Genomic DNA, 26,831 nt, shown 5'->3' with positions numbered 1-26,831 from the left:
ACTCAGTCGCTGCTGATCAGTTGCTGAGTGCGCGGGAAAAGACTGTCCAACGTCACCAACGAACATCGGAAGGACACCTCATGGCACCGAAGATTACCGGATTCGACTACCAGCGGATCGCCGTCGCCGACCAGGTCGAACTCAATGTCGCGGTCGGCGGCTCGGGCAGCCCCATCGTGCTGCTGCACGGCTTCCCGCAAACCCACCTCATGTGGCGCCACGTCGCCGCCGACCTCGCCGCCGACCACACCGTCATCTGCCCCGACCTGCGCGGTTACGGCGACAGCGACAAGCCCGCCGACGTCGACGGCACCACCTACTCCAAGCGCACCATGGCCGCCGACATCGTCACCGTCGCCCGCACCCTCGGCCACGCTCGCTTCGCCCTCGCCGGCCACGACCGCGGCGCCCTCGTCGCCATCCGCGCCGGCCTAGACCACCCCGACACCATCACCCACCTGGCCTCACTCGACGTCCTCCCCACCCTCGACATGTGGGACGTCATGCACGGCGTAACCGCCGCCGTCGGCTTCCACCTCTACCTCATGGCCCAACCCCCCGGTCTCCCCGAAAAAATGATCGCCGCCACCCCCGACCTCTTCTTCTCCCACTTCCTAGACACCTGGACCAACGACCCCGCCGCCATCCCACCCGAGATCCGCGCCGCCTACCTCACCGCCTCCGCCGCCGCCATCCCCAGCATCGTCGCCGACTACCGAGCCTCCGCCACCATCGACCTCGACCACGACCGCACCGACCGCACCACCGGCAACCACCTCCGCATGCCGGTAACCGTCCTCCAGCAAGACTGGGGCGCCGCCCTAGGCTTCGACGCCCCCGCCCTCTGGAAACCCTGGGCCCCCAACCTCACCCACACCACCGTCACCTCCGGCCACTTCATGGCCGAAGAATCCCCCGCCACCGTCACCCAAGCCATCCGCACCCTGTTGACCCGCTGATGGCCGCAGACCGATACGGGCAGCACGCCAGCGCTGCCCGTGATCGGTGAAGGGGATGCCCAATGCCTATCTCAGGCGAGCTGTTTCGATGTGCCCTCGGCGGGACTCCCAATAGATCGAAACCGTACCGAGAGGTGTCTTCTCGCCGGTCAACTGCTCTCGAAGCTGTTTTCGCCCAGCGGGCAGCAGCGCAAAAGTCTAGGTGAGCAGCAGTGATGCCGATGAGCGAACCCGACCCGGTACTATGCATTTAGTTGGGTTAAAGCCAACTATTTGCATACTCTTCGGGAGGTGGCGGAACATCGCGGCATCGTCCTGCCCAGCGAGCTCTGGCGAACACCGCTTCGAACCCTGCGGCCGCAGGACTTGGCTGGCATCTACGCCCAACCGCGGCCCGAGGTCGCGCGGCTCGTCGATCGAGGCGTGCTGCACCGCGTTGCTCATGGCTACTACATCATCGTCCCGCCGGACTATGTCGGTCGGACCTGGCTGCCCGAACTCGAGCCAGCCGCCGCAGGTATTGCCTCATCGATTTACGGGCCGGATCACACCATTGTCATGGGAATCAGCGCAGCCCGCGTGCTGGGAGCGGTACCTCGTGCGCTGGCGACCGCGGTTGTCGCGGTTCCGAGTCAGCACCGGTCGATCGCGCTGACCGACCGCTCGGCACATGTCCGGTTCGTCCGCCGCGATACCGAAGCACTGGACGCGGAGCGTATCGAGACGCCGCTAGGCCAAGTGCTGGTCACGACGCCGGAGCAGACCGTGCTCGATCTTGCCCGGCGTCCGGAACTGGGCAATGCCGAGATGGAGGTCCGTCCGGCAATCGAGACGCTCTACCGTCGTAGCGATTTGGGGAGACTTGCACAGCTCGCAAGAGACCAGCGACGGGGTGCGGTCCTTCGGCGTGCGGAAAGTTGGGTGGGACATGAGCATCGATGAACATGACGGTGTCGCAATTCAATTCGGCGTGCCCCCAGAGCAGATCGAGCGGGACCATCTGATCTCCCATTTGCTGGCGGCAATCAGCCGCGAGTTCGGCGACCGACTGTATTTCATCGGCGGAACTGCTCTTGCTCGTACACATCTCGTGAACGGCAGGCTCAGTGAAGACATTGATCTGGTTGCGCTGGACAACCGAAAGGTACTGGCAGCCGAACTCGACACTGCATTGTTTCAGCAGCGAGGCAGTGGGCTTCGATGCGGGCGACCGTGGAGTCATAGGCCGACTCACCCACCGGCTACAACGTATACCGCCGGAATACTGCGGCGGTAGCACTTCGGTTGTGGCATCAGTAGTGTCCCACGATTTGGTGAGCGGGCACCGTCAACACCGCCGTCGCCGGTGCCACCCGCCGGTCGTGCATGTGCAGATGTCACCTGCGGATAGCACCCCGCATCCGCGACAGGAGGTGTTGACAGTTTGCAGGGGTGATTGTGGCGACTTAGAGTCAACTATATGAGACAAACAGCCAGGCAGGCTGGGATATTCGTCCGTGTGGTGAAGCCTGAGGTTCCGTGTGGATCTGAAACTGATTGTCTGCGCATGGCAATGCGCACTTTGCGGTGAGGGTCGGACTGCATAGCGTGGTGCCAGCACAAGCGAGACCATCTCTCGCCCAGGTGATACGGAGGAGTTCGATGTCCCGGTCTGTCCGAGTCCTGCTGATGCTGGTGGCCACCCTGTTCGGTGTGATCGCTGGCATCGTCGCGGGAATCCTCACAGTCGTCGATGGTGGCTCGCTAGCAGCCGCAGCCGCTTTCGGTGCGGCGGGGTGCGCCACAGCGACCCTCGTAGCCCTGAAAATGATCCGTTTCGTGTTCGAAGTCCGGCCATGAGAACGAACCGCTTGGTGTCGCGGCGGGAGATCGCCGCACTGGCTGGGATCGACAAGTCGCTGTTGTCGACATGGAAGCGCCGGCACGCCAGCTTCCCTCGTCCACGATCGTCAGAGGAGGGCGACCTCTTCGCCCTCGCCGAAATGATCGAGTGGATGAAGGACCGCCCGATCCCCGACGGCCAGCTGTTGGCGACCGAGAGAAAAGGCTGCACCTATGCCGAGCGGGTCGTCCGGAACTCCCGTCAGCGAGACGCTGGCAGCTATGACCGGTCGGGCGGCGGCGATGGTTCTGCTCGGCAGGGTTCGGATCGGGCCGATGCTCTAGCCGAGCTGTACGGGCCATTGGCCAAACGGGTATGTGGCAGCGGACCGCAGATTGACTACTTGCAGCTGCTGCTCTGCCTGGTCTTCGTCCGTGTCGTCGCTCCCAAGCAGTGGGCGCGCATCACCGACCTCGTCAACGAGGCTGGCAAGGATCTACGCAGCCCGGCGCAACTGCTCGACGCGCTCGGGGTAATCGTTGATACCGTCCTGCGTGAGCACGGCGTGCTGCCGGGCATCCGAACGGTTTTCGCTCGACTGCAGCCCTCCTCGGTCGAGGACATCGCCCAGGTCCATCGGACATGTCATGATCTTGGCCGCGACTCGTTCCAAGAGATCCTCGATCGTTTCGCGGACTGGGGTCAACGCGACAGCAGCGAATTCTTTACACCATCCAGCATTGTTCGGCTGGCGACCGAGATCCTGCTCGGTGAGGTCACCGGCCCGGTCCGGTGCCATGACCCATACCTACGTTTCGGTGAATTCATCTCTGCGGCCGCGTCTGCGGTGGCCGGTGTCGAAACATCAGGATTCGGGCGCCACCCCGAGCAGCTGCGGCTAGCGGCGATGAACATCGCCATCCACGGTGCGGGGGTCACGGACCTTCTATCTGGCGATGCCCTGACATCAGGTGAGGCTGCGAGTCCGTCACCGACATTCGATTTTGTCCTGACCAATCCGCCCTTCAACCAGAAGAACTCTGCCGAATGGCCTGTGCCAGAAGAAGGTTGGCCGTTCGCGGCACCCCCGGCGAAGAACGGCAACTTCGCCTGGCTCCAGCAGGTGTATGCGTCGCTCAAGCGCGGGGGACGCGCATGCGTGGTCATGCCGAACCAAGCAGCTGTATCGGACAACAAGACCGAGATAGCAATTCGCCAGGCCATGGTCAAGAAGGGCGTCGTAGAATGTGTCGTTGCTCTACCGCCCGGACTCTTCGCGACGACCCCTGTGCCGGTGAGTGTTTGGTTCCTCATTAAGCCAGCGAAGACCCCAGATTCTGTTGTTCTGACCGACGCGGACGCCGCAGGCGAGACGAAGGCCCGAGATTCCGTTCTCCTGATCGACGCGCGCGCGGCGGGCGAGAAGAAGGCCGGCCGTCGACATCTGACCGAACAGGACATGCGATCAATGGTTGATTGCTATCGCGAATGGCGTTCGGGCGCTGGGAAATTCCGTCCGAAGGATCTTGGTCGCGGTGGTATCGCTGTTGCTGCCGACGTCACCGAAATCGAGCGTCGTGAATTCTCGCTCAGCCCTGCCGACTACCGGCCGATTCCTGGCACAAACGCCGATGAAAACGCCCAACCGCTCAGTGTCTTGTGCGAGATCCAAGCGGGGCCCTCGAACGCCCTCATCAAGGACCTGGAGTTCGTGGACGACGGAGTCGCGATGATCGCGCCCTCACAGCTACGACATCGCGGCATCAGGGATGAACATGCGAAGCGAGTGCGCCCAGAGGACGCCCGTCGGCTTGCAAAGTTCGAGCTAGCAGATGGCGACATCCTGTGTGCCAGAACGGGAACGCTGGGTCCCTGTGCCATTGCTGACCAGAGTGCGGAGGGGCTGCTCTTCGGTACGGGCTTGCTCCGGTTGCGCGCAAGGGACCTCGCCGTGGTCGACCCGCGGTACCTCATCGCGTTCCTGTCGCTGCCGTCGACGGTGACCTGGATCGAGAACAAGGCAGCTGGCACGACGATCCCGTCCATCAGCTCTGCCAACCTCGGCAAGCTGCTCGTCCCCTTGCCTGCGCTGGACGTGCAGAAACGCATCGGTGCCGAGGTGGCTGCCGCCGACGCGGGCATCGCTGCGCTGCACGAACGGATGCAGACGGCGGAAGTGGAACGAACCAGCTTTGTGATCGCTCTCTTCGAGAAGCCACCAGCGTGGGGTGCGAGGCGACCAAAATCGACAAGACCGTGACCGACTTCGCGACCGAGGTCGAATTGGTGCTCGCCGAAGCGCTCACCGCCCTCACGATCAGCGCCGGGCCGACGCCTCTGACTGTGGTCAACACCGACGTCGCCTGAGCATCCCCTTCCCCGATTCCGCCCGGTCAACGCGCGGCAGCCACCCATCTGGGCGGACGGAACCAGCGCGTCAATCGCGACGCGCCGGTCCCGTTCGAGTCTTCAGTGTGTGCCCTCGGCAGGATTCGAACCTGCGACACCCGCTTTAGGAGAGCGGTGCTCTATCCCCTGAGCTACGAGGGCTTGCCCGGTTGCCACCGGGACGTCGGGGAGTCTACCGGCTCGGGGGCGTTTGGACCGAAACGGATTCAAGGGGCCTTGGTGCCTACAGCGATGATGTAGTCGGCCCAGGGGCCCCAGAGGGCGAGGGCGGGGTGGCTGAAGGCTAGGCGGAGGGCTGGGTTTACGCGGCGCATGTCGGGGTCGCGGAGGCGTTTGGTGAGGTAGGCGGCGAGGGGGGTGTAGACGTGGCGGCGGATGGAGTAGGCGCGGATGTTGCTGAAGCCTGCGGCGGTCAGGGCTCGGCGGTAGTGGTGGATGTCGAAGACGTTGGTTTTGGGTAGGGGGCTGGGGCGGTCGGTCAGGCGGAGGAGGGTGCGGGTGGTGGGGGTTGTGCGGGGGACTATGTCGGCGGTGACGAGTTTGCCGCCGGGGCGGAGGACGCGGTGGGCCTCGGCGAAAAACTTTGGGTATGAGGGGAAGTGGAAGGCTGACTCGAGGGCGGTCACCTTGGTGCAGGACTCGTCTGCGCAGGGGAGGTCGACTGCTGAGCCGTACTGGTAGCGGATGCGGTGGGCCAGGCCGAGTTCGGCGGCGCGGCGGGTGGCGATCTCGATTTGTTCGACGGCGATGTTGACGCCGATGATCTGCTCGGGCTCGAATTCCTGGGCCCAGAGGAAGTCCTGGTCGCCGTAGCCGAAGCCGACGTCGAGTTGGATGTCGCCCGGACCGAGTTCGGCCTCGCGGGCGACCAGGCGCGCCAGGTCCCGGCTCGCCTCGTCGAGGGTGGCCGGGTTGTCGCGCCAGTAGCCGAGATTGATGAATAGGGAGTCCTCGCCGAACAGGTTTCGCGGGCCGACTACGTCGTAGACTCGGCCGACTCGCTCGCCCGAGGGCAGGAACGGGACTCGGGACCACTCGTAGCATTCCTTGGCCCAGCGCAGGGATCGCGTCCGGAAGTCCTCGACTGGGATGTCGGCGGTGGTCAGCGTCATGAGCTCTCCCGATGCTCGCTCGACCAGTTGCCGCCAGCCGATTCGGATTCCCGATGCTGACAGTCTCAGACAGTTTGCTCGAACCGTCAAGAGCCGCTGGTCAGCCAGCTGATCGCGCGATCGAAGGCGGAGTCCCGGTTCAGGGTGAACTCCTCGTCGGTGAAGACCGGCTCGGTCAGTTCGGGTGGGATGCCGGTGCCGTCGAAGGTGCGGTCGTCGGAGGTCAGGAATTCCTCGTTCGGGACGCCGAACCACCAGTCTTCGTGGCCGGCGCCGGGCAGCTTGCGCTGCATGACATCGGAGAACACGCCCTGCGTGGGTTGCCCGATTCGTGTTGTGCGCGAAGGGCGTTCGAGCATCGCCTGGGTGAAGGTCTCGCCGGCGCTGACGGTGGAGCCACCGGTCAGGATCGCGACGGGGCCCGCGTACGCGCCGTGCGCGGGTTCGACGTGCTGCGGGTGGGGTCCGAGGGTGCGGGTCTTCTTGGCGTAGGCGAAATATGGACGGTCGGTGAGCCGGGCGGCCAGTTGCAGGCCGAGACTGTCCGAGCCACCGCCGTTGATCCGCAGGTCCAGGATCAGTCCTTGCAGCCGGATGCGCCGGTCCTCGGTGAAGATCGCGTCCAGGGCGCGGTCGAGTTCTGCGCTGTCGGCGGCGAAGGTCCGTTCGGTGGTGTAGCCGCTGAACGCGGAGAGCCGCAGGTAGCCGTAGTTCTGGCCGGGCACGTCGGCGTAGCCGATGCGGCCGTTGGCGTATTCGGTGAGTGGCTGCTGCTGGAGGTCGCGACGCTGAACGTGCTCCTTGACCTGTTGATCGAGTTGCGGACTCGGGATGGTTGTCCCTGGTCTGACTGTGCCGAAGAACCCGCCGTCGCCTGCCGACACGACCACGTGTGCGTCGTGCAGTGGCGCGACCATGTCCCGCAGCGCAGTGAAGAGCGCATCATCATCGCCGCGCTGCTCGGCCCGGGCGGCGCGTTCGTGGAAGGTATCCCGAACCTGCTGCCAGTCAACGCCTTTCGCCGCGAAGAAAGGGTAGTGCTCCTGAAAGGTCTGCCAGAAGACGTCGAAGGCGGCGGGTACGACCGAGCTGGTGCACGAGAGTGGTAAGGCGGAAAGACGGCGTAGCGTGCGATCTCCGGGTGACCCGCCGATGTGCAGTGTGGCCTGGTCCGGACTGCCGCCGGGGCGCAGGGTGAGCACGTCTTTGCCTTCGGTGACGTAACGGCCCTGACTTCCGGAACGTACTGCGGTGTCGTCCTTCAGGCAGCTGAGCGCGGTCAGCTGGTAGGACTCGAGCGTGTCGGCGTGCACGGAAAGCACGCTGCCGTAATCGTTTACCTGCCAGAAGCCGGACGGAAAGTCAGCGGCGGGCGGTGTGTCCGCGGAGTTCCCGCAGCCCGTGATCGTGCCGACCGCCACCAGTGCTACGGCGATGACTGCGGTTCGCTTGCGCTGCATGGTCATTCGTCCACGGTTCACCATGGCTCGGCGCGGTGGCAACCGGGGAGGCAGGTCGACCGAGGGTGGGGTTAACCGTACTACTCGGCTCGCACAGTGAATTTGCCGTCAGTTCGCCAACGGGTCTCAGAAGCTCCCGCCGTCGAACCCGCCACCGCCGTCGAATCCACTACTGCCATCGAACCCGCCACTGCTATCGAACCCGCCGCTGTCCCAACCCCCATCGAATCCGCCTGTGTCACCGCCGGACTCGTACCCACCGGAGTCGACCGCGCCGCTGTCGCCACCCGCCTCGAACCCACTGTCCCCGGCTGCCAACCCGTCCTGATACCCGTCCCCGTACCCACTCTCGAACCCTTGCGCGTCGTACCCGACCCCGGACATCCCGGAGAACAGCGAAGAGAACAGCAGCGCCGACCCGATCCCCCAGGCCCCGCCGATCAGCGCGGGCTTCCACCACGGCTCGGAGTACCAGCCCGCGGGCACCGGCCGCCCAGCCACCCGACCACCCGGGTAGTAGTTCGGTGTCGCCGACGAGGGATTCGGCGAGGCCGCGATCTCCCGCCCCTCGTGCTCGATAACCCGCTGCTCAGTGACCTTGCCCGCGGCGTCCTGCCCGTCGAGAGCGGGCACATCGGGCCCGGGATCCATGCCCATCGCACTACGCGCGGCCCGGATGTAATACAACCCTTCCACCGCGGTCTGCTTGGCCAACCGTGCCTGCGTGGGCGTGCGCGCCTGATCCAGCTGCGACCCGGCGGCGAGATGCCGTTCGGAGGCGTCGACCAACGCCTGCTTCGCCGCCTCGGTGCTACCGCTCAGGTTGTAGATCTGACCGCCGAGCCGCTCGTTGACCTGGCGGGCGTCGGCCAGCGCGTCAGCGAGCGCGTCGGCCGTGCGCTGCTTGCTCTGCCGGGCCAGCACGAGGACGAAGGCGCCCACCGCCACGATCACCACGACGACCAGTAGCCACAACACCGCGCACCTCTTCCGTTGCCGGGATCCGAACTGGTGTCCAGTTTACTGGGCGCTTGCTGAGACCTGGCTGAAAAACGGAGGCGCGGGTCAGCGCACGTCTGCCTGCGCTTCGTCGAAGTCGGCCAGGTCGAAAGTCTTTGTCTTCCAACGGTAGAGCACGGTGGCCCCCGGCCAGTTGTTGGTGATTCGGCCCGCCGCGTTGCGATACCAGCTGGAACAGAAGTTCCACGGCGTATCTTTCAGCCGCCGCTGCAGCCAGTCGTCCCACTGCTGTTCGGCGTTCGCGCGGGCGGCGAGGTAACGGCCGGGCCGGTCGGTGAGGTACTGCACCACCTGACGGATGTAGCGCGCCTGCGATTCCAGCATGTAGATGATCGAGCCGGAGCCCACATTGGTGTTCGGGCCGTACATCATGAACAGATTCGGGAAGTTCGGCACCGACAGGCCGAGGAAGGCCCGCGCGCCTTCCGCACCCCAGACGTCGGTCAGCTTGCGGCCGCCGATGCCGTAGATGTTCATCGGCGCGAGGAACTCGGTGCCCTTGAACCCGGTGCCGTAGACGATCACGTCGACCTCGTGCTCGACGCCGTCGGCGGTCCGGATACCGGTCGGCGTGATCGCCTCGATGGCGGTGGTCTCCACGGTGACGTTCGGCTGGGCCAGCGCCGGGAAGTACTCGTTGGAGAACAGGCCACGCTTGCAACCCGCCGCGTAATCGGGTGTCAGTTTCGCGCGCAGGTCGGCGTCGGGGACCTGCTTGGCCCGGTGCCGGTCGGCCAGCGCGATCACCGGCGTCTTCATCGCCGGGATATCGGTCAGGGCCAGTGCGAGCACCTCGAACACTGACCAGATGGCGAACCGCTCGGCGAGCCGGGTCGGCGGCAGGTATTTGAACACCGCCTTGTGCGTGGTGCTGTATTCGGTGTCGAACTTGGGCAGCACCCACGCCGCCGAACGCTGGAACAGCGTGAGGTGCGCGGCCGCGGGTTGGATGCGCGGAATGTATTGGATCGCACTGGCTCCGGTGCCGATGCAGGCGATCCGCTTGCCGCTCAGCTCGACGTCGTGATCCCACTCGGCGGAGTGGAAGGCGGGGCCGGCGAAGGTGTCGATGCCGGGGATGTTCGGCATGGCGGGCCGGGACAGCTGGCCGACCGCGGGCACGAGAATATCGGCGGTGAGCTGGGCACCGTCCGCGGTGGTGACCGTCCATCGGCCGGTCTGTTCGTCGAACTCGGCATCGGTCACCTCGGTGCCGAACCGGATGAACCGCGCCAGGTCGTGCTTGCCTGCGACACCACGCATGTATTCGTGGATGTCGCGCTGCTCCGAAAAACGCCGTGGCCAATCGGATTTGGGCTCGAACGACCAGGAGTACAGCGGCGAAGGCACGTCGCACGCGGCGCCGGGATAGGTGTTCTCCCGCCACACCCCGCCCAGATCCGCGGCACGCTCCAGGATGGTGAACGTCTCCACCCCGGCCCGCCGCAGCTCGAGCGCCACTCCGAGCCCCGCGAATCCGGCTCCGATAATGATGATGGACGGCGTTGTCATGATCCGAGCCTAAGGTGCGAACCCGCAGGTCCGAAGAGATCCGCGGTCAATGAATCGGCATTTTCGGCCATATCTGCCGCGGAAGTCCGCACGCTTTCGGGTCCGCGGACCCCGCCGCCGGTGCGATGCCGACGACGGGTGCGGCGGTCAGTTGCCCGCGAGCTGGCGGGCGATGACCAGGCGTTGGATCTGATTGGTGCCCTCGAAGATCTGCATCACCTTGGCCTCGCGCATGTAGCGCTCGACCGGGAAGTCCTGGGTGTAGCCGTAACCGCCGAAGACCTGGACGGCATCGGTGGTCACCTTCATCGCGGCGTCGGTGGCGATGAGTTTCGCGACGCTGGCCTGGCGCGAGTAGGGGAGTCCGGCGTCGCGACGGCGCGCGGCGTCGAGGTAGGTGGCGCGGGCCGAGTCGACGGCGGCGGCCATGTCGGCCAGCACGAAACCGAGGCCCTGGTGGTCGATGATGTGGCGGCCGAAGGCTTCTCGCTCCTTGGCGTAGGCGACCGCGTCGTCGAGTGCGCGCTGCGCCAAACCCGTTGCCACGGCGGAGATGCCGAGCCGACCGGAATCCAGGGCGCTGAAGGCGATCGAAAGCCCCTGTCCCTCTTCGCCGATCAGCCGCTCGACGGGCAGGAACGCATCGTCATAGGCGGCGGTGGTGGTCGGTACGGCGCGCAGGCCCATCTTCTCCTCGGGCTTGCCGAAGCTCAGACCCTCGGTGTCGCGCGGCACCAGGAAACACGAAATGCCGCGGGAGCCTTCGCCGGTCCGCGCGAAGAGCGTGTAGAAATCGGCGCGGCCACCGTTGGTGATCCAGGCCTTCGCGCCGCTGATCCGGTATCCGCCGTCGACCTTCGTCGCCCGGCAGCGCAGCGCGGCCGCGTCGGAACCGGCGTGCGGCTCGGAAAGGCTGTACGCGCCGATGGTCTCGCCGGAGAGCATGTCCGCGAGCCAGCGCTGCTGCTGCTCTTCGGTGCCGAAGGTGAACAGCGGATGGCAGGACAGGCTGTGCACGCTGACCGCCACCGCGACCGCCGCCCAGCGCGCCGCGAGCTCCTCGAGCACCTGCAGGTACACCTCGTAGGGCTGGGCGCCGCCGCCGAATTCCTCGGGATACGGCAGGCTCAGCAGGCCGGCCGCGCCGAGGGCCGGGAAGACCCCGTCGGGAAAGGTCCCGGTCTTCTCGCACTCGACCACCCGCGGCTCGAGCACCTTGTCGGCGATATCGCGGGTCAGCTCGAGCAGGTCCCGAGCCTCGGACGTCGGCAGCATTCGATCCACTGGCATGCCCCTACGCTAGCGAGTCCGCCGCCGTCCGGGGCGCCAGGTCGTCCCATCGATCGGGTAACCGGCACGGCAGGTCGTGCCGGGGTTGCCGAAGCTCATTCGGACTACGCGGAATCCACTGTGCCCGTTTATTATCCGGCGGTCGGTACATTCGACCGTGACCCTCACTGGAAGGAATTCGGTGGTGCGCGGTACTTCTCGTCGCAGCAGGCTCATCGTCGTGCTCGCCCTGGCGGCGCTGAGCTTGCAGTTCCTGCTGGCCGCGCCGTCCTCGGCGCAGGCCGCGGTGGTCGAGCGCGGCTTTGCCAATGCGGCGGGCACCCGCGACTACTACCTGCACATCCCGCCCGGCGACCCGGCGGGCAAGCCGCTGATGATCTACCTGCACGGCTGCACCGACCCGTGGCGCCAGCTCGCCGACACCGGATTCTCGCTGACCAGGATCGCCGACGAACTCGGATTCGTACTCGCCTATCCGATCCAGACCGAAGAGGCCAACGACCGGTACTGCTGGAACTGGTTCGATCCGGCGAATCAAGCACGGGGGCAAGGTGAGTCGTCGATCATCGCCGACCTCACCACCGCGTTGATCGAGGAGTTCGGGCTGGACCGGTCGCGGGTCTACGTGGGCGGATACTCCGCGGGCGGCGCGATGTCCACGGTGCTGGCCGCGACCTACCCGGATCTATACGCGGCCATCGCGCCTATGGCAGGCGGGCCGTACCGACTGGATCCGCAAACGTTCCGTGCCGACCTGAGCGGCGCGTCGATCGTGGCGGCGATGGGGGAGCGGGCCAGGCCGGTGCCCGGGTTCTTCCTGCAGGACTTGGCCGATCAGACGAGCCTGTATCCGATCGGCCGCACGAACCTGGTGCAGTGGCTCGGCGCGTACCGTCTCGCAAGCGATCTCGCGGTGCCCACGGTGCCCAGTGTGGTCACGTCGAGCGCGAATCCGGTGCCGACGACCATCGAGCGATACGACGCGGGCGGTTGTGTTCTCGCCGAATTCCGTACGCCCATCGGGCCCGACCACATCGGCGGCGGGTTGCTGATGCAGTCCGAGCGCGGACTCGACCTGCAACGCGAACTGATGAATTTCCTACTGACACACCGACTCGGCGGTCCGCGCCAGGCTTGCGGCTGAGTATCCGGCGCAAATCGGACCGAGCCGACCGGTCGGCCCGCGATGCACGTGCAGATGTGAGTGCATCTCGATGGCTCGAACTTTGCTGGCGCATGGCCGAATTCGCGCAGGTCACAGCGGTCGCCAAGGGGTAGCCAGTACTGGCCGACCGGCTGGTTTTGTCTCAGTCGGGATGATATTCGGCCGGTCGCCTGGCGCAGTAGTGCCATAGCGGCTAAGTATGTGAGTGGTTCGATCGGGACGGACCGGCATGTCGGCGGCCACGCAGGGGGTGTCGCCGCCATTCCGGTCCGAGGGGGAACGGGCGCGTGCGATTCGGGGTAGCCGCGCCCATCCGTCTGCCCTATTATCTGCGTATGAATGCAGATAACAAGGAAGCCTGGCGGCTGGCGGATGACCAGGTAGGTCTGGTGGTCGAGGTCTTCCGGATGCTGGCCGACGCGACCCGGGTCCAGGTGCTGTGGGCGCTGGTCGACCGCGAACTCTCGGTGAACGACCTCGCAGGCTGCGTCGGCAAACCCGCGCCCTCGGTCTCCCAGCATCTGGCCAAACTGCGAATGGCGCGGCTGGTCAGCACCCGCCGCTCCGGCACCACGATTTATTACAGCCTGGAGAACGAGCACGTCCGGCAACTGGTGGTGGACGCGGTCTACAACGCCGAGCACGCCGGCCCCGGAGTGCCGCCGCATCACCGCGACGAGGCCACCGTTCGCGCGCTACCGGGACGGCGGGCGGCGACATGACCTGCGCGAAACATGGCACTGGACAACGTAACTCGGAGTGTGACGCGGTGAGTGCGACGGATGAACCCGGCCGCGAGCTCGGTGGCAGCCGTCACGAAAACGGCGGACACACTCCAGGTTCCGGGCACCGACATGCGCACCCGGAACCCCACGCGCACAACCGAAGTCACGGAGTGCACGAGCACGTGCATGAACACAGTGAGCACACCCATGAGCATCCGAAGGGGTTGCGCGGGGTCCTGCGCGAGATCTTCGTGCCGCACAGCCACGACGCGGCCGACAGCGTCGATGACGCGCTGGAAGCCAGCGCCGTCGGCATCCGGGCGGTGAAGATCAGCCTGGCCGTACTCGGCGTCACCGCGGTACTGCAGGTGCTGGTCGTGCTGGCGTCCGGCTCGGTGGCATTGGCGGCCGACACCATTCACAACTTCTCCGACGCGCTGACCGCGGTGCCGCTGTGGATCGCGTTCGTCCTCGGCCGGCGCGCGGCGACCCGGCGCTACACCTACGGATTCGGTCGCGCCGAGGATCTCGCGGGCCTGTTCGTCGTCGCGATGATCGCGCTGTCGGCCCTGATCGCCGGGTACGAGGCGGTTCGCCGAATGATCGCGCCGGTGCCGATCCAGCATCTCGGCTGGGTCGCGCTGGCCGGCGTGATCGGTTTCCTCGGCAATGAGACGGTCGCGCTGTACCGCATCCGGACCGGGCGGCGCATCGGCTCGGCCGCCCTGGTCGCCGACGGCCTGCATGCCCGCACGGACGGATTCACCTCGCTGGCGGTGCTGCTGGGCGCGGCGGGTGTCGCGCTCGGGTTCCCGCTGGCCGACCCGATCATCGGCCTGCTGATCACCGTCGCCATCCTCGCCGTGTTGCGCACCGCGGCCAGGGACGTGCTGCACCGCCTGATGGACGCGGTCGAGCCGGGTCTGGTGACCGCCGCCGAGCGCGCCCTCGCCGCCGAGCCGGGCGTGGAAGGCGTGCGCAGCCTGCGCATGCGCTGGATCGGGCATCGGCTGCACGCCGACGTCGAATTGGACGTCGCACCGACCAGCACCCTGGCCGACGCCCACCGCGTCGCGCACGAGGCCGAGCACACCCTCACCCACGTCGTCCCCAAGCTGAACACCGCCGTCGTGCACGCCTACCCGGCGCATGCGGGCTGAATGCACGTCGCATCCCTCTTGCCGACTGATTTCATGGGCACATGGGTAACTCGTCGGGTACGGGCTAATTTGCCACTAACGCCACCGCCGGTCGCCGACGCAACTATCGCGCACCCGAATCTGGCCTGAATACGCGGAGAGGCGGGACAGGTAGCATTCGCGATGTGATGTGGCTCATGGTCAGTGTGGGGTGAACAATGCTGACTCGCGTCCGGAACCTCTCCAAGCTGCCTGACCTGCTACATCGCAGCCGGATTCCGGACGATATCGAGTCCGTCGCGAGCATCGGTGCCGAGGCGGAACCGACCGAGCTAGGGCTGCCGCCCGGCTACGCCGAGCGGATCTGGCGGCGAATGCAGGTTGTGTATCGCAGCGGCGTCCATCCTGCGATCCAAGTGTGTATCCGTCGACACGGAGTTGTCGTCTTCGATCGAGCCCTCGGCCACGCGCAAGGCAACGGCCCGGACGATCCCCCGGAGACACCGAAGGTGCCCGCCACTCCGAGCACCCCGTTCGTCACCTACTCGGCCTCGAAAGGCGTCACGGCGTTCGTCGTGCACCTGCTCGTCGACCGTGGCCTGATCGAGCTGAACGCGCCGATCTGCCGGTACATCCCCGAATACGGTTGCCACGGCAAGGAATCCATCACCATCGGCCAGGTTCTCGCGCACCGCTCGGGTGTGGCGAACGTGCCGAGAGAAGCGCTCACCGCCGAAGCCGTAGCGGATCGTGCACTGCTGGTACGGAATCTGTGCGCGGTGCGGCCGTCCGTCGCACCCGGCCGATTCCAGTCCTACCACGCGCTATCCGGCGGATTCATCCTCGGCGAAGTGGTCCACCGGGTCACCGGCAAGGACATTCGCACCGTGCTCGCCGAGGAGATACTGAACCCGCTGGGGTTCCGCTGGACCAATTACGGTGTGGCACCTCGAGATTTCCCGGCCCTCGCGCGGAACTACCGGACCGGTCTCGCCCCGCTGCCGCCGCTGTCGCTGGCGATGGAGCGGCTGCTCGGCGTGTCCTTCGCCGAGGCCGTCGAAACCGGCAACGACCCCGCCTATCTCAGCATCATCGCGCCCGCCGCGAACGTGGTCAGCACCGCGAACGAGCTGTCGCGCTTCTACGAGATCTTCCGGCGCGGTGGCGAACTCGACGGTGTCCGGGTGGTGCGGCCGGAAACCATTGCGGCCGCGCTCGTTCCGCAGTCCAGGACTGAGCCCGACCTGTCGCTCGGCATGAACTTCGGCTTCGGCTACGGCCCGATGCTGGGCGGGCGGGTGGTGAGCCTGTTCGGAGCTCGCCCTCGCAGGCTGCGTCCAACTCCTCCGCCGACTGATCTCGCGAGTACATGGGTAACTCGCCGGGCACGGGCTAGTTCGGCGCACAGCGCTACCGCCGGCCGCCGACGCAACTACCGTTGCACCTGAATCTGGCCTGAATCCGCGGAGAGGCGGGACAGGTCACTGAAGAAAAAGGAGTTCCGATGTTGAGCACTATGCAGGACGAGCCGTTGTCGCTGGCGACGTTGCTGCGCTACGCATCGACGTTTGTCGGCGATTCGACCGTGTCCACCTGGACCGGTACAGGCGTGCGCACCATGACCTATCGCGAACTCGGCGCGGACGCCGCCCGACTGGCGAACGCATTGCGCGAGCTGGGCATCGGCATCGGCGATCGGGTCGGCACTTTCATGTGGAACAACAACGAGCACATGGTGGCCTACATCGCGGCACCCGCGATGGGTGCGGTGCTGCACGCGCTCAATATCCGGTTGTTCCCCGATCAGCTGGTCTACGTGGCCAATCACGCCGAGGACAAGGTGGTGCTGGTCGACGGCACCCTGCTGCCGATGTTCGCCCAGTACTTGCCGAACCTGAAGACGGTCCGCCACGTCATCGTGGTCAACGGCGACGCGTCGACGCTGGACGCCCCCGAGGGTGTGCAGGTGCACGCCTACACCGAACTCCTTGCCGCACAGCCGGACACCTACGACTTCCCGGTGATCGACGAACGGTCCGCCGCGGCAATGTGTTACACCTCCGGCACCACCGGCGACCCGAAGGGCGTGGTGTATTCGCACCGCTCGAACTGGCTGCACGCCATGCAGGTGTGCTCGCCGAGCGGCATGGCCTTCACCGGCCGGGACTCGATCCTCGCCATCGTTCCCCTGTTCCACGCGAACGCGTGGGGTATCCCGTACGCGGCGTTGATGTCGGGCGCGAATGTGCTGATGCCCGACCGATTCCTGCAGCCCGGCCCGCTGCTGGAGATGATGGCGGCGCAGAAGCCGACGTTCGCCGCTGCGGTGCCGACCATCTGGGGCGGCGTGCTGGCCGGGCTGGCCGCGCACCCGCAGGACATCACCCACCTGCGCACCGCGGTGGTGGGTGGCTCGGCGGTGCCGCCGTCGATGATGCGGACCTTCCAGGAAAAGCACGGCGTGCGGATCCTGCACGCGTGGGGCATGACCGAGACCTCCCCGCTCGGCAGCGTCGCGCATCCGCCGACCGGCGTGACCGGCGAGGACGAGTGGGAGTACCGCTACACCCAGGGCCGATTCCCGGCGAGCGTGCAGGCCAGGCTGGTCGGCGACGACGGCACCGTGCTGCCGAACGACGGAGAAGCACTGGGCGAGTTGGAGGTTCGTGGCCCGTGGATCACCGGCTCCTATTACTCGCCGGACGGCGCCGAGGTGGACCCGGACAAGTTCGACGACGGCTGGCTGCGCACCGGTGACGTCGGCAAGATCAGCAGCGACGGCTACCTGACCCTGGTGGACCGGTCCAAGGACGTGATCAAGTCCGGCGGCGAATGGATCTCGTCGGTGGACCTGGAGAACGCCGTGATGGGTCACCCCGCCGTCGCCGAGGCGGCCGTGATCGGCGTGCCGGACGAGAAGTGGGACGAGCGGCCGCTGGTGGCGATCGTGCTCGCCGAGGGCGCCGAGGCCAAGGCCGACGAACTGCGTGACTTCCTCGCCGACAAGTTCGCCAAATGGCAACTGCCGGAACGCTGGACGTTCATCGCCGAGGTGCCCAAGACCAGCGTCGGCAAGTTCGACAAGAAGCGCCTGCGCGCCCAGTACGCCGACGGCGACCTGACGGTCACCACGCTGTCCTGATCGGACTCGGTCGACGCATCGGCCCGGCGCGGCGGAAACCCTTGCCGCGCCGGGCCGTTGCGTTCGACAATCAGCAGTTACGCAGTTCCGGATTCTGATTCAGCAGCTGGGCCCTGGTGCCGATGAACGTGCGGTAAGTCTCGCCGCCGACCGCGGCGAGCGGGAAAGCGGCCACCCGGTGGCAGTTCTGGAAGGCGAGCTTCACGCCGAAGTGCCGTTCCAGGCCGCCGCGGATCGCGTCGGAGGCCATGGCGCGCAGCAGCTGCCCGCGGGCCACCTCGTCCGGCGGCGGAACCACGTTGTCGGCGTATTCCGCGGTGCCCGAACGCAGTTCGCCGGCCACCCGACTCACCACTTCCCAGGCGTAGGGCAACGAAGTGCGGACGACCTCGACGAAGTCGGCGTCGTCGACTTCGCCGCGTTCGGCGCGTTCGAGCAGTGCGGTGGGGACATCGAGAGACATAGCGCTCCTCCAGAGTGGATGGCCGATGCGATGCGTCTCGATTCTAATCGAAAGTCGTTGTCAACAAACCTGGATTCGCCGCGAAAGTGCTGCGTTCAGTGCGGATTTCGTATCGGCCGCCAGCGTGCGGACCAGTTCGCCGGCCGGTAACTCCGGCGCCAGCGAATGGGTTTGCCCCGCCCAGAGATTCACATTGTCCGGGTCGCCTGCGGCCCGGGCTTCGGCGCGCAAAGGTGCGGTGGCGTAATGGATCTCCGGGTACGCGGCGGGTGCCGTCGCGCTGTGCTCGACCATGAACTGATTGCGCAGGCCACGGGCCCGGCGGCCGGTGAAGGCGCGGGTGAGCATGGTCGGGGTTTCCGTGGCCAGCGCGGCGCGGTGCACCGGATTGGTGCCCGCCTCGGGGCAGCGCAGGAACACCGTGCCGAGTTGCACGGCCGCCGCCCCTGCGGCGAGTGCTGCCGCGATGCCCGCACCGGTGCCGATGCCGCCGGTGGCCACTACCGGTCGATCCGTCGTCGCGGTCAGAATCTGCAGCAGGACGAGCACGCTGAGTGGATCGGTGGCGTCGTCCTCGGGCCGGTCGACGAAGGTGGCGCGGTGCCCGCCCGCCTCCGCGCCCTGCGCGATGAGCACGTCGGCGCCTCGCTCGACCGCGATCCGCGCTTCGGCCGCCGAGGTCACGGTCACCCAGCTCTCCGAGCCGACCGCATGCAGCCGGGCGATCTCCTCGACGGTCGGGCAGCCGAAGGTGAACGAGACGACCGCGACCGGATCGGCGACGAGCAGGTCCAGCTTGGCGGCCCAGTCGTCGGTGTCGTACTTCGCCTCGCCCACCGAATGGGTCTGCGCGAGTTCGGCGAGATATCCGGCGTAGCGGTCGGCGGGGGTCGCGGGGCCCGGTACGAAGAGATTGACGCCGAACGGTGCGTCGGTCGCGGCGCGCGTCGCCGTGATCCGCGCGGCGGTGTCGTGCGCACTGAGGTAACCGGCGGCCAGCAATCCGAAGCCACCGGCCTCGGTGACCGCGACGGTCAACTCGGGCGTCGAGGGTCCGCCTGCCATCGGCGCGAGCACGATGGGGACGGCCAAATCATCGATGATCACGGCTCCAGTGTGGCTTACTGGACGCCCGACCCAGTGTTTACCTGCGTCTTTGCGCAGAAGGTTGCGGAATGGTCACGCTGGCGTAGAGTTCCCATCACAACGGATGCCAAACCGTTACATCGCAAGCTTGATCGGATCGTTACCGAACCTGGCTCGCGAGAGGCCCGGCACCGCTGAACCACCTGTTCTTCGGACGCAAGGACGCAGCTTTGTCGCACCATCGGGTAGGCCCCAGTTCCATTACCGTCATGAGCCTTATCGGCGATGAGATTTCGGGTCGGCCGACGCGGCATCGCGTCGAGTCCACCGCGACCGAGCGGGTGAAGGCCGCCGCCGGTGTCGCGGTCGCCGCGGGCGCCTTGATCGGCACCGTCACCCAGATTGCCCCGGCTGTCGCCAGCCCGTTGCTGCCCGGTGCGCACGACGGCGACGAGGCCGACGCCCCCATGACATTCCGTGGCACCGGCATCATGCCGGTCGCCCAGACCAAGATCGCTCCCGCGCCGGAGGCTCCGGCCCCCGAGGCGCCGGTCGCCACCCAGGTCGCCGCGCCGGTGGCCGCCCCGTTCGGCCTGCCGAACCTGCCGCCGGAGATCGCGGGCCCGCTGGCCCAGGCCGAGCAGATCCTCAAGGGTGTGCAGCAGCAGGTCGCGCCCGCGCCGTCGGGTGCGGTGCGCCCGGTCGCCGGCGAGGTCAGCTCCGGATTCGGTAGCCGCTGGGGCGAATTCCACTACGGCCTCGACTTCGCCGACCAGATCGGCGCCCCCATCCACTCGGTGAGCAACGGCACCGTGATCGAGGCGGGCCCCGCGTCCGGCTTCGGACTCTGGGTCCGGGTGCAGCAGGACGACGGCACCATCGCCGTCTACGGCCACGTGAACGAGATGCTCGCCCGGGCGGGCCAGCGGGTGAACGCGGGCGACGTGATCGCCACCGTCGGCAACCGGGGCAACTCCACCGGTCCGCACCTGCACCTGGAGATCTGGGACCAGGGCGGCAACAAGATCGATCCGATGCGTTACCTCGCGGCCAAGGGTGTGCCGCTGCAGTGGGGTCCCTCGGCGCACTGATTTCGCTGCCGGGCTTGATATTCCGCCGATCCCCCCGCCTCTGTGCGGGCAGGGCTCCCCACAAGGACCGGTCGGTCGATAGGCTCGGGCCGTGACCGAGCTGGGCGACATCTTCGAGCCTGGATCACCACACGGCCGGACCTATGCCGTGCTGGTGCATCATCCGCGATCGAGTCTCGCCGATATCGCGCAGTATCTGGGCGTTTCGGAGGAGGCGGCCGCGGCCTCATTGGACGTGCTGTGTGACTTGCGCGCCGCCGTGCGCGTGAGCACCCCCGACGGCGCGCCCGCGGTGTGGGACGCCCACGCCCCGGAGTCGTTGTCGGAGGCCGAGGCTCGTCGAAGACAACAGCAGATCAACCAGATGCACACGGCCGCAGCGCGGCTCAGCGAGACGTTCCGTTCGGTGCGCCGCTCGCCGCGCAGCAACGGCGCCGTGGTGCCGGTCTTCGAACGCCTGGAGATGCTCGCCGATTTCGAGGAGATGCAGACCGCGGCGCGCAGCGGCGTCAAGGTCATCGAACGCGGGCCGTATCTGAGCGACGTCGAGCGCGAGCGGCAGTTGTTCCTGCTCAAGCGCGGCCGGCTCGGCGAAGGTATCCGCTACCAGACGCTCTACCAGGACACCATCTATCAGGATCCGGAACGGCTGCGGCACGCACTGTCCACCAATGCCAGTGGGGCACAGGCGCGCACGCTGCCCGAGCCGCCGTTCAAAATGATTATCAGCGACGACGAACGCGCTAGCCTGGTGCTGCACGTCGACGAACGCCGCCCGGACCCCATGGGCTTGCGGATCACCGGCTCACCCGCGCTGGATCTGCTGATCAAAACCTTCGACGTGCTGTGGTCACTGGCCGCTCCGATCTCGGTGAACCCGACGGCGGAGGCGCTGGACGAACGGGACCGCGCGATCTTGACCCTGATGGGTCTCGGTGCCACCGACGACACCATCGCGCGCAGGCTCGGTATGTCGCGGCGTACTGTGGTCCGCCGGACCGCGCGACTGCTGGAGCGGCTCGGCGCGAGCACCCGATTCCAGGCCGGGGTGCAGGCAACCCGGCGTGGTTGGTTGTGAACTAGTTCACCGATCCGGGTACTCCTGCAACGCGACCGGCTCGAGACCGATATAAACCGTGGCATCTGGCAAGACACCGCTTCCATGGGGGTAGCGGCGGATGTACGACGTGAGAACAGGAGCCGAACGAGGGGGCGGACCGCTGTCAGCGGGCCGTATTAATCCAAGACAGCACTGCGTGGACACCGAACAGTCCCTTATATGATTGCTCGGACCGCGCTGGCCCCGGACGATACGCCCTTGATATAGGGGTTGGGCCGGGTCCTAGCTCGATGCGAGAGGTGAATGCACTCGAATGGAAACTGCCCGTCGTTCCGCTCGTGGTAGCCGTCGCCGCAGGTCGGGCAGCCCGCTGTTCGGGCAGTTGCTGACCGCCGCCGTCGAATCCGAGGCCAATGAGGTCGCCGTTCGCTTCAATCCGTCGGGCCAGCTCGACGACGAACGCCAGCTCACCTACGGCCAGCTCGACGCGGCCTCCTCGCGGCTGGCCAGGGAACTGATCGAGCGCGGTGTCGGACCGGGCGACGTGGTCGCCATCGGTATCGCCCGCAGCCTGCAGTCCGTGGTCGCCGTCTGGGCCATCGCGAAGACCGGCGCGGCGTACGTGCCGGTCGACCCGGCCTACCCGGCCGATCGCATCAACCACATCCTGTCCGACTCGGGGGCCGTGGTCGGGCTGACCACCTCGGCCCACCGCCCGGTGCTCGGCACCGGCGTGTACTGGATCGAGCTCGACGATCCGGTGCAGGCCGCGCGGATCGCCGCCCGGCCTGAGCACCCGATCTCCTACACCGACCGGGTGCGTCCGCTGGACGAGCGGCACCCGGCCTACGTCATCTACACCTCCGGCTCGACCGGGCGGCCCAAGGGCGTCGTGGTCACCCACACCGGCCTGGCCGGCTTGGTGGCCGCCGAGCGTGACCACTACGGGGTGACCGCCGATTCGCGCGTGCTGCACGTGTGCTCGCCGAACTTCGATGTGTCGGTGCTGGAGTTGCTGCTCGCCTTCTCCACGGGGGCGACGCTGGTGATCGCGCCGCCGTCGGTGTTCGGCGGCTACGAACTCGCCGATCTGCTGCGCCGCGAACGGGTCACGCACATGCTGATCACGCCGGGTGCCCTGGAGTCGGTCGACCCGACCGGCCTGGACGACCTGCGCGTCGTGGTGGTGGCCGGCGACAAGTTCGGCCCGGAACTGGTGGGCCGCTGGGCCGCCGACCGCGAGTTCTACAACGGCTACGGGCCGACCGAGGCCACCATTCTCGCGACGAGCTCGGCGCGGATGCTGCCCGACGACGTCATCACGATCGGCTCGGCGATTCCGGGAGTCGGTGCGTTCGTACTGGATTCGCGGCTGCGGCCGGTGCCCGCCGGTGTGGTCGGCGAGCTGTACCTGTCCGGTCCGGCGCTCGCCCAGGGTTATCTGGGCAAGCCGGGGCTCACCGCGGAGCGTTTCGTGGCCAGCCCGTTCGGCGCCGACACCGACACTCCCGGCGCGCGGCTCTACCGCACCGGAGACTTGGTGCGCCGCACCGAATCCGAAGACGGGGGCGTGATCGAGTACCTCGGCCGCTCCGACTTCCAGGTCAAGATCCGTGGTTTCCGTATCGAACTCGGCGAGATCGACAACGCACTGACCGCGCATCCGGACATCGACTACGCGGCCACGCTCGGCAAGACGCTGCCGTCCGGCGCGACCGCGCTGGTGTCCTACGTGCTGCCGCGACCCGGAACCACCGTGGACACCGGCGAACTCGCCGAGTTCCTCGGGGAGTCCTTGGCCGCGTACATGATTCCCGCGGCCATCATGGTGCTCGACGAGATCCCGCTGACCCCGGTCGGCAAGCTGGACCGCGCGGCACTGCCCGCTCCGGTGTTCGCCGCCAAGGCTTTCCGCGCGCCGTCCACGCCGGTCGAGGAGATCGTCGCCGACGTGTTCGCCGCGCTGCTGATGTCCGGGGACGAGGGCCGCGTCGGCGTGGACGACGACTTCTTCGAACTCGGCGGCAACTCGTTGCTGGCCGCGCAGGCCGCCGCCCGGATCGGCTCGGCGCTGCAGGTGCGGGTGCCGGTGCAGTTGCTGTTCGAGGCGACCACCGTGGCCGCGCTCGCCGAACGGGTCGAGCAGCATGCGGGTTCGGCTGCGGGACAGGCGTTGCACGCCCGGCCGCGTCCGGCCAGGGTGCCGCTGTCCTACGCGCAGCAGCGGATGTGGTTCCTGAACCGGTTCGATCCGGCCAGTGCCGTCAACAACATTCCGGCCGCGGTGCGGTTGTCCGGACACCTCGATCTCAATGCGCTGCGTGCCGCCGTGCGCGATCTCGCGGAGCGGCACGAGGTGCTGCGCACGGTGTACCCGGAGGTCGACGGCGAGGGCTACCAGCGGGTGCTGGCTACCGGTGATCCGCGCGCGGTGCCGGAATTCGTGGTCGAGCAGGCCACCGAGGCCGAGCTGCCGGGGCGGGTCGCCGCGGTGGTGACCGAGGGCTTCGACGTGACCGTCGCACCGCCCGTGCGGGTTCGGGTGCTCGAGCTGGGCGACACCGAGCACGTGCTGGTCTGCGTGGTGCACCACATCGCGGGTGACGGCTTCTCGATGGGCCCGCTGACCCGTGACCTGATGGCCGCCTACCTGGACCGGATGCGCGGTGGCGCACCGGAATGGCCCGCGCTCGAGGTGCAGTACGCCGACTACGCGATCTGGCAGCGTGAGATTCTCGGCGCCGAGGACGATCCGGAATCGGTGCTCGCCAAGCAGATCGAGTACTGGCGCACCCAATTGGCCGCGCTGCCCGAGCAATTGGAGCTGCCCGCGGACCGGCCGCGTCCCGCGGTGGCCTCCAACCACGGCGCCACCCTGGGCTTCGAGATCGGCCCCGAGGTGCACGCCGCGCTGAGCCGCCTGGCGCACAACCACAATTCGACGCTGTTCATGGTCGTGCACGCCGCCCTCGCGGTGCTGCTGGCTCGCCTGTCCGGCACGCGCGACATCGCCGTCGGCACCCCGGTCGCCGGTCGTGGTGAGGCCGCGCTGGACGACCTGATCGGCATGTTCGTCAACACCCTGGTGCTGCGCACCGATATCGACTCCGGCGCGACGTTCGACGACCTGCTGCGCGAGGTGCGCCGGATCGACGTCGACGCGTTCGGCCACGCCGATGTGCCGTTCGAGCGGCTGGTCGAGCTGCTGGATCCGGCGCGCTCCGCGGCCAGGCACCCGCTGTTCCAGGTGATGCTGACCTTCCAGAACTTAGCGCGTACCGAGCTGGAACTGCCCGGCCTTTCGGTGTCGGCGGTAGATCTCGCGATGCCGCTGGCGAAGTTCGATCTGCAACTGGCGCTGGTGGAGCGAATCGACAGGCACGGTGCGGCCGAAGGCATCTCGGCGGCGTTCACCTACGCCACCGATCTGTTCGACGAGGCCACCGTGCAGGACTTCGCCGATCGCTTCGGCCGGATCCTGCGCGCGGTCGCGAACGACTCCGACGTGACCATCGGCGACATCGACGTGCTCGCCCCTGGCGAGCGCGAGCTGGTGCTGCACGAGTGGAACAGCCCGGGTGCCGCGGTGCCCGAGGTGACCCTGGTGGACCTGATCGGCGCCCAGGCCCGCAGTCGTCCGGATGCCGGAGCGATCCGTTTCGGCGACACCACCTTGACTTTCGGTGAGTTGCAGCGCCGCGCCAACAAGGTGGCGCGGGCGCTGATCGCGCAGGGCGTCGGCCCGGAATCGCTGGTCGCCGTTGCGGTTCCGCGTACCGAGGAACTGCCCGTCGCGCTGCTCGCGGTGCTCACCGCCGGTGCCGGGTACCTGCCGATCGATACGACCTACCCCGCGCAGCGGCTGGAGTTCATGCTCACCGATGCGGCCCCGGCCTGCATCCTGACCACCGCCGGTGAGCTGGAATCCGTTCCTGCGGGCGACATTCCGGTGATTCTGCTGGAGGACACGGCGGAGTTCGCCGATGGCCGGATCCGCTCCGCCGAACGGACCGCGCCGCTGCGGCCGGACAACCTGGCCTACGTCATCTACACCTCCGGCTCCACCGGCGTACCCAAGGGCGTCGGCGTCGCGCACCGCAATGTGGTGCAGCTGTTCGCGAACACCCAGGCGATGTTCGAGTTCGACGAGACCGACGTGTGGACCCTGTTCCACTCGTTCGCCTTCGACTTCTCGGTGTGGGAGCTGTGGTGCGCGCTGGCCAACGGCGGCACCGTCGTCGTAGTCGACTACCTCACCTCCCGGTCGCCGGAACTGTTCCGTGAGTTGCTGATTCGCGAGCAGGTCACCGTGCTCAACCAGACGCCGTCGGCGTTCTATCAGCTCGCCGAGGCCGACCGGGCGGCGCAGACCGCCGACCAGGCCAAGTTCGCGCTGCGCTACGTGGTGTTCGGCGGTGAGGCACTGGATCTGCGCCAGCTGCAGCGCTGGTACGACCGGCACGCGGTGGACGCGCCTTGGCTGGTCAACATGTACGGCATCACCGAAACCACGGTGCACGTGTCGTTCCTGTCGCTGGACGAGCAGATGGTCGACAACGCGGCCAGCGTCATCGGCCGCGCGCTGCCCGGCCTGGACGCCTACGTGCTCGAGGACCGGCTGCACCCGTCGCCGGTCGGCGTGGCCGGTGAGATCTACGTCGCCGGTGAGCAGCTGTCCCGCGGCTACCTCGGCCGTCCCGGACTCGCCGCGACCAGGTTCGTCGCGAATCCGTTCGGCGCGCCCGGATCTCGGATGTACCGCACCGGCGACATCGGCCGCTGGGTCGGCTTCGGCGGGCAGGCGACGCTCGAATACGCCGGTCGCGGCGATCAGCAGGTGCAGCTGCGCGGCTTCCGCATCGAGCTCGGCGAGATCGAGTCGGCGCTGGTGCGCTGCCCGGGCGTGAGCCAGGCGGTGGTGCTGGTGCGCACCGACGAGAACGCGGGCGACCGGCTCATCGGATACGTGGTGCCCGACACCGGTGCTCAGCTCGACCCGCTCGAATTGCGCGGTCAGGTCGGCGAATTCCTCACCGGCTACATGGTTCCGGACGCGCTCGTGGTGTTGGACGTGCTGCCGCTGACGCCGAACGGCAAGCTGGACCGAAAGGCTCTGCCCGCACCGGAGTTCCTGAGCACGGCCACCTTCCGCGCGCCCGGCTCGCCGGTCGAGCAGGCGGTCGCCGAGGTGTTCGCCGGACTGCTCGGTGCCAGTGAGATCGGCCTGGACGACGACTTCTTCGGCCTGGGCGGCAACTCGCTGCTCGCCACCAGGGTGGTCGCCAGGATCAACGAGGCCCTGGACGCGAACCTGGTGGTGCGCGAGCTGTTCGAGTCGCCCACCGTCGCGGCGCTGGCCGCCCGCGTCGTGCCCGG

At 67.3% G+C, this 26,831-nt stretch carries 20 protein-coding genes and 1 tRNA gene; 13 read left to right on the top strand and 8 right to left on the bottom strand.

The window, feature by feature from the left end; all coding sequences use genetic code 11:
• Positions 1-80 precede the first annotated feature (80 nt).
• The 5 genes from NN4_RS24970 to NN4_RS24950 all read left to right on the top strand — a co-directional run bounded on the left by NN4_RS24970 (position 81) and on the right by NN4_RS24950 (position 5,041).
• Positions 81-959, top strand: a complete 879-nt coding sequence (locus tag NN4_RS24970; RefSeq protein WP_147136047.1) for an alpha/beta fold hydrolase — start codon at positions 81-83, stop codon at positions 957-959.
• Between the two features lie 291 nt (positions 960-1,250).
• A complete protein-coding gene (locus tag NN4_RS24965) occupies positions 1,251-1,901 on the top strand; it encodes a type IV toxin-antitoxin system AbiEi family antitoxin domain-containing protein (protein WP_147136044.1) in 651 nt (216 codons plus the stop codon).
• Positions 1,888-2,235, top strand: coding sequence for a nucleotidyl transferase AbiEii/AbiGii toxin family protein (locus NN4_RS24960; protein ID WP_147136041.1), 348 nt, complete (start codon positions 1,888-1,890; stop codon positions 2,233-2,235). The genes NN4_RS24965 and NN4_RS24960 overlap by 14 nt, the downstream gene beginning before the upstream one ends.
• 365 nt (positions 2,236-2,600) lie before the next feature.
• Complete coding sequence (locus NN4_RS24955) at positions 2,601-2,798, top strand: hypothetical protein (RefSeq protein ID WP_147136039.1); 198 nt, start codon at positions 2,601-2,603, stop codon at positions 2,796-2,798.
• On the top strand, positions 2,795-5,041 hold the full coding sequence (locus NN4_RS24950) for an N-6 DNA methylase (protein ID WP_147136036.1): 2,247 nt from the start codon (positions 2,795-2,797) through the stop codon (positions 5,039-5,041). The genes NN4_RS24955 and NN4_RS24950 overlap by 4 nt, the downstream gene beginning before the upstream one ends.
• A 217-nt stretch (positions 5,042-5,258) precedes the next feature.
• Here the strand turns inward: NN4_RS24950 and NN4_RS24945 are convergent.
• From NN4_RS24945 to NN4_RS24920, 6 genes are all read right to left on the bottom strand, one after another.
• Positions 5,259-5,331 (bottom strand) — tRNA-Arg (locus tag NN4_RS24945).
• Positions 5,332-5,396: 65 nt separating this feature from the next.
• On the bottom strand, positions 5,397-6,302 hold the full coding sequence (locus tag NN4_RS24940; RefSeq protein ID WP_147136032.1) for an SAM-dependent methyltransferase: 906 nt from the start codon (positions 6,300-6,302) through the stop codon (positions 5,397-5,399).
• A gap of 86 nt (positions 6,303-6,388) precedes the next feature.
• Positions 6,389-7,768 (bottom strand): S41 family peptidase, encoded by a 1,380-nt coding sequence (locus NN4_RS24935; RefSeq protein WP_147136029.1) that lies wholly within the window; start codon positions 7,766-7,768, stop codon positions 6,389-6,391.
• Positions 7,769-7,888: 120 nt separating this feature from the next.
• On the bottom strand, positions 7,889-8,740 hold the full coding sequence (locus NN4_RS24930) for a DUF1542 domain-containing protein (protein WP_371865700.1): 852 nt from the start codon (positions 8,738-8,740) through the stop codon (positions 7,889-7,891).
• 87 nt (positions 8,741-8,827) lie between these two features.
• The gene (locus NN4_RS24925; protein ID WP_147136026.1) at positions 8,828-10,294 is read right to left on the bottom strand and encodes a flavin-containing monooxygenase; all 1,467 of its coding nucleotides are present in this window, start codon (positions 10,292-10,294) and stop codon (positions 8,828-8,830) included.
• 147 nt (positions 10,295-10,441) lie between these two features.
• A complete protein-coding gene (locus tag NN4_RS24920) occupies positions 10,442-11,584 on the bottom strand; it encodes an acyl-CoA dehydrogenase family protein (RefSeq protein WP_147136023.1) in 1,143 nt (380 codons plus the stop codon).
• Positions 11,585-11,768: 184 nt separating this feature from the next.
• Here NN4_RS24920 and NN4_RS24915 point away from each other — a divergent pair, with 184 nt between their 5' ends.
• The 5 genes from NN4_RS24915 to NN4_RS24895 all read left to right on the top strand — a co-directional run bounded on the left by NN4_RS24915 (position 11,769) and on the right by NN4_RS24895 (position 17,755).
• Positions 11,769-12,728: an extracellular catalytic domain type 1 short-chain-length polyhydroxyalkanoate depolymerase gene (locus NN4_RS24915; protein ID WP_147136020.1), complete on the top strand. Its 960-nt coding sequence runs from the start codon at positions 11,769-11,771 to the stop codon at positions 12,726-12,728.
• A 356-nt stretch (positions 12,729-13,084) separates the two neighbouring features.
• Complete coding sequence (locus NN4_RS24910) at positions 13,085-13,471, top strand: ArsR/SmtB family transcription factor (protein WP_147136017.1); 387 nt, start codon at positions 13,085-13,087, stop codon at positions 13,469-13,471.
• 185 nt (positions 13,472-13,656) lie between these two features.
• Entirely contained in the window at positions 13,657-14,634 is a 978-nt protein-coding gene (locus NN4_RS24905) for a cation diffusion facilitator family transporter (RefSeq protein ID WP_246181068.1), read from the top strand.
• Between the two features lie 197 nt (positions 14,635-14,831).
• Positions 14,832-16,061, top strand: a complete 1,230-nt coding sequence (locus NN4_RS24900; protein WP_147136012.1) for a serine hydrolase domain-containing protein — start codon at positions 14,832-14,834, stop codon at positions 16,059-16,061.
• Between the two features lie 56 nt (positions 16,062-16,117).
• Positions 16,118-17,755, top strand: coding sequence for a long-chain fatty acid--CoA ligase (locus NN4_RS24895; RefSeq protein WP_147136009.1), 1,638 nt, complete (start codon positions 16,118-16,120; stop codon positions 17,753-17,755).
• A 70-nt stretch (positions 17,756-17,825) separates the two neighbouring features.
• Here the strand turns inward: NN4_RS24895 and NN4_RS24890 are convergent, their stop codons facing one another.
• Together NN4_RS24890 and NN4_RS24885 are read right to left on the bottom strand one after the other, a co-directional pair.
• Positions 17,826-18,218: an SCO5389 family protein gene (locus NN4_RS24890; RefSeq protein ID WP_147136006.1), complete on the bottom strand. Its 393-nt coding sequence runs from the start codon at positions 18,216-18,218 to the stop codon at positions 17,826-17,828.
• Positions 18,219-18,278: 60 nt separating this feature from the next.
• On the bottom strand, positions 18,279-19,325 hold the full coding sequence (locus NN4_RS24885; protein ID WP_186818623.1) for a nitronate monooxygenase: 1,047 nt from the start codon (positions 19,323-19,325) through the stop codon (positions 18,279-18,281).
• A 248-nt stretch (positions 19,326-19,573) separates the two neighbouring features.
• On the opposite strand from NN4_RS24885, the gene NN4_RS24880 reads away from it, so the two are divergent.
• The 3 genes from NN4_RS24880 to NN4_RS24870 form a co-directional block, all read left to right on the top strand.
• Positions 19,574-20,395 (top strand): M23 family metallopeptidase, encoded by an 822-nt coding sequence (locus NN4_RS24880; RefSeq protein ID WP_147136003.1) that lies wholly within the window; start codon positions 19,574-19,576, stop codon positions 20,393-20,395.
• A gap of 91 nt (positions 20,396-20,486) precedes the next feature.
• Complete coding sequence (locus NN4_RS24875) at positions 20,487-21,473, top strand: helix-turn-helix domain-containing protein (RefSeq protein WP_107654099.1); 987 nt, start codon at positions 20,487-20,489, stop codon at positions 21,471-21,473.
• A 295-nt stretch (positions 21,474-21,768) separates the two neighbouring features.
• On the top strand, positions 21,769-26,831 hold a 5,063-nt coding region (locus NN4_RS24870), incomplete at its 3' end, for a non-ribosomal peptide synthetase (protein WP_147136000.1).

Source organism: Nocardia ninae NBRC 108245 (genome assembly GCF_007990755.1).
GTDB lineage: Bacteria > Actinomycetota > Actinomycetes > Mycobacteriales > Mycobacteriaceae > Nocardia > Nocardia ninae.
The sequence above is the reverse complement of the archived record's forward strand: the minus strand, read 5'-3'. Positions and strand labels throughout refer to the sequence as shown.

Coding starts and splice junctions, on each gene's coding strand:
- NN4_RS24970 (WP_147136047.1), top strand. CDS start 81: ATGGCACCGAAGATTACCGGATTCGACTACCAGCGGATCGCCGTCGCC.
- NN4_RS24960 (WP_147136041.1), top strand. CDS start 1,888: ATGAGCATCGATGAACATGACGGTGTCGCAATTCAATTCGGCGTGCCC.
- NN4_RS24955 (WP_147136039.1), top strand. CDS start 2,601: ATGTCCCGGTCTGTCCGAGTCCTGCTGATGCTGGTGGCCACCCTGTTC.
- NN4_RS24950 (WP_147136036.1), top strand. CDS start 2,795: ATGAGAACGAACCGCTTGGTGTCGCGGCGGGAGATCGCCGCACTGGCT.
- NN4_RS24940 (WP_147136032.1), bottom strand. CDS start 6,302: ATGACGCTGACCACCGCCGACATCCCAGTCGAGGACTTCCGGACGCGA.
- NN4_RS24935 (WP_147136029.1), bottom strand. CDS start 7,768: ATGACCATGCAGCGCAAGCGAACCGCAGTCATCGCCGTAGCACTGGTG.
- NN4_RS24925 (WP_147136026.1), bottom strand. CDS start 10,294: ATGACAACGCCGTCCATCATCATTATCGGAGCCGGATTCGCGGGGCTC.
- NN4_RS24920 (WP_147136023.1), bottom strand. CDS start 11,584: ATGCCAGTGGATCGAATGCTGCCGACGTCCGAGGCTCGGGACCTGCTC.
- NN4_RS24910 (WP_147136017.1), top strand. CDS start 13,085: ATGAATGCAGATAACAAGGAAGCCTGGCGGCTGGCGGATGACCAGGTA.
- NN4_RS24900 (WP_147136012.1), top strand. CDS start 14,832: ATGCTGACTCGCGTCCGGAACCTCTCCAAGCTGCCTGACCTGCTACAT.
- NN4_RS24895 (WP_147136009.1), top strand. CDS start 16,118: ATGTTGAGCACTATGCAGGACGAGCCGTTGTCGCTGGCGACGTTGCTG.
- NN4_RS24890 (WP_147136006.1), bottom strand. CDS start 18,218: ATGTCTCTCGATGTCCCCACCGCACTGCTCGAACGCGCCGAACGCGGC.
- NN4_RS24880 (WP_147136003.1), top strand. CDS start 19,574: ATGAGCCTTATCGGCGATGAGATTTCGGGTCGGCCGACGCGGCATCGC.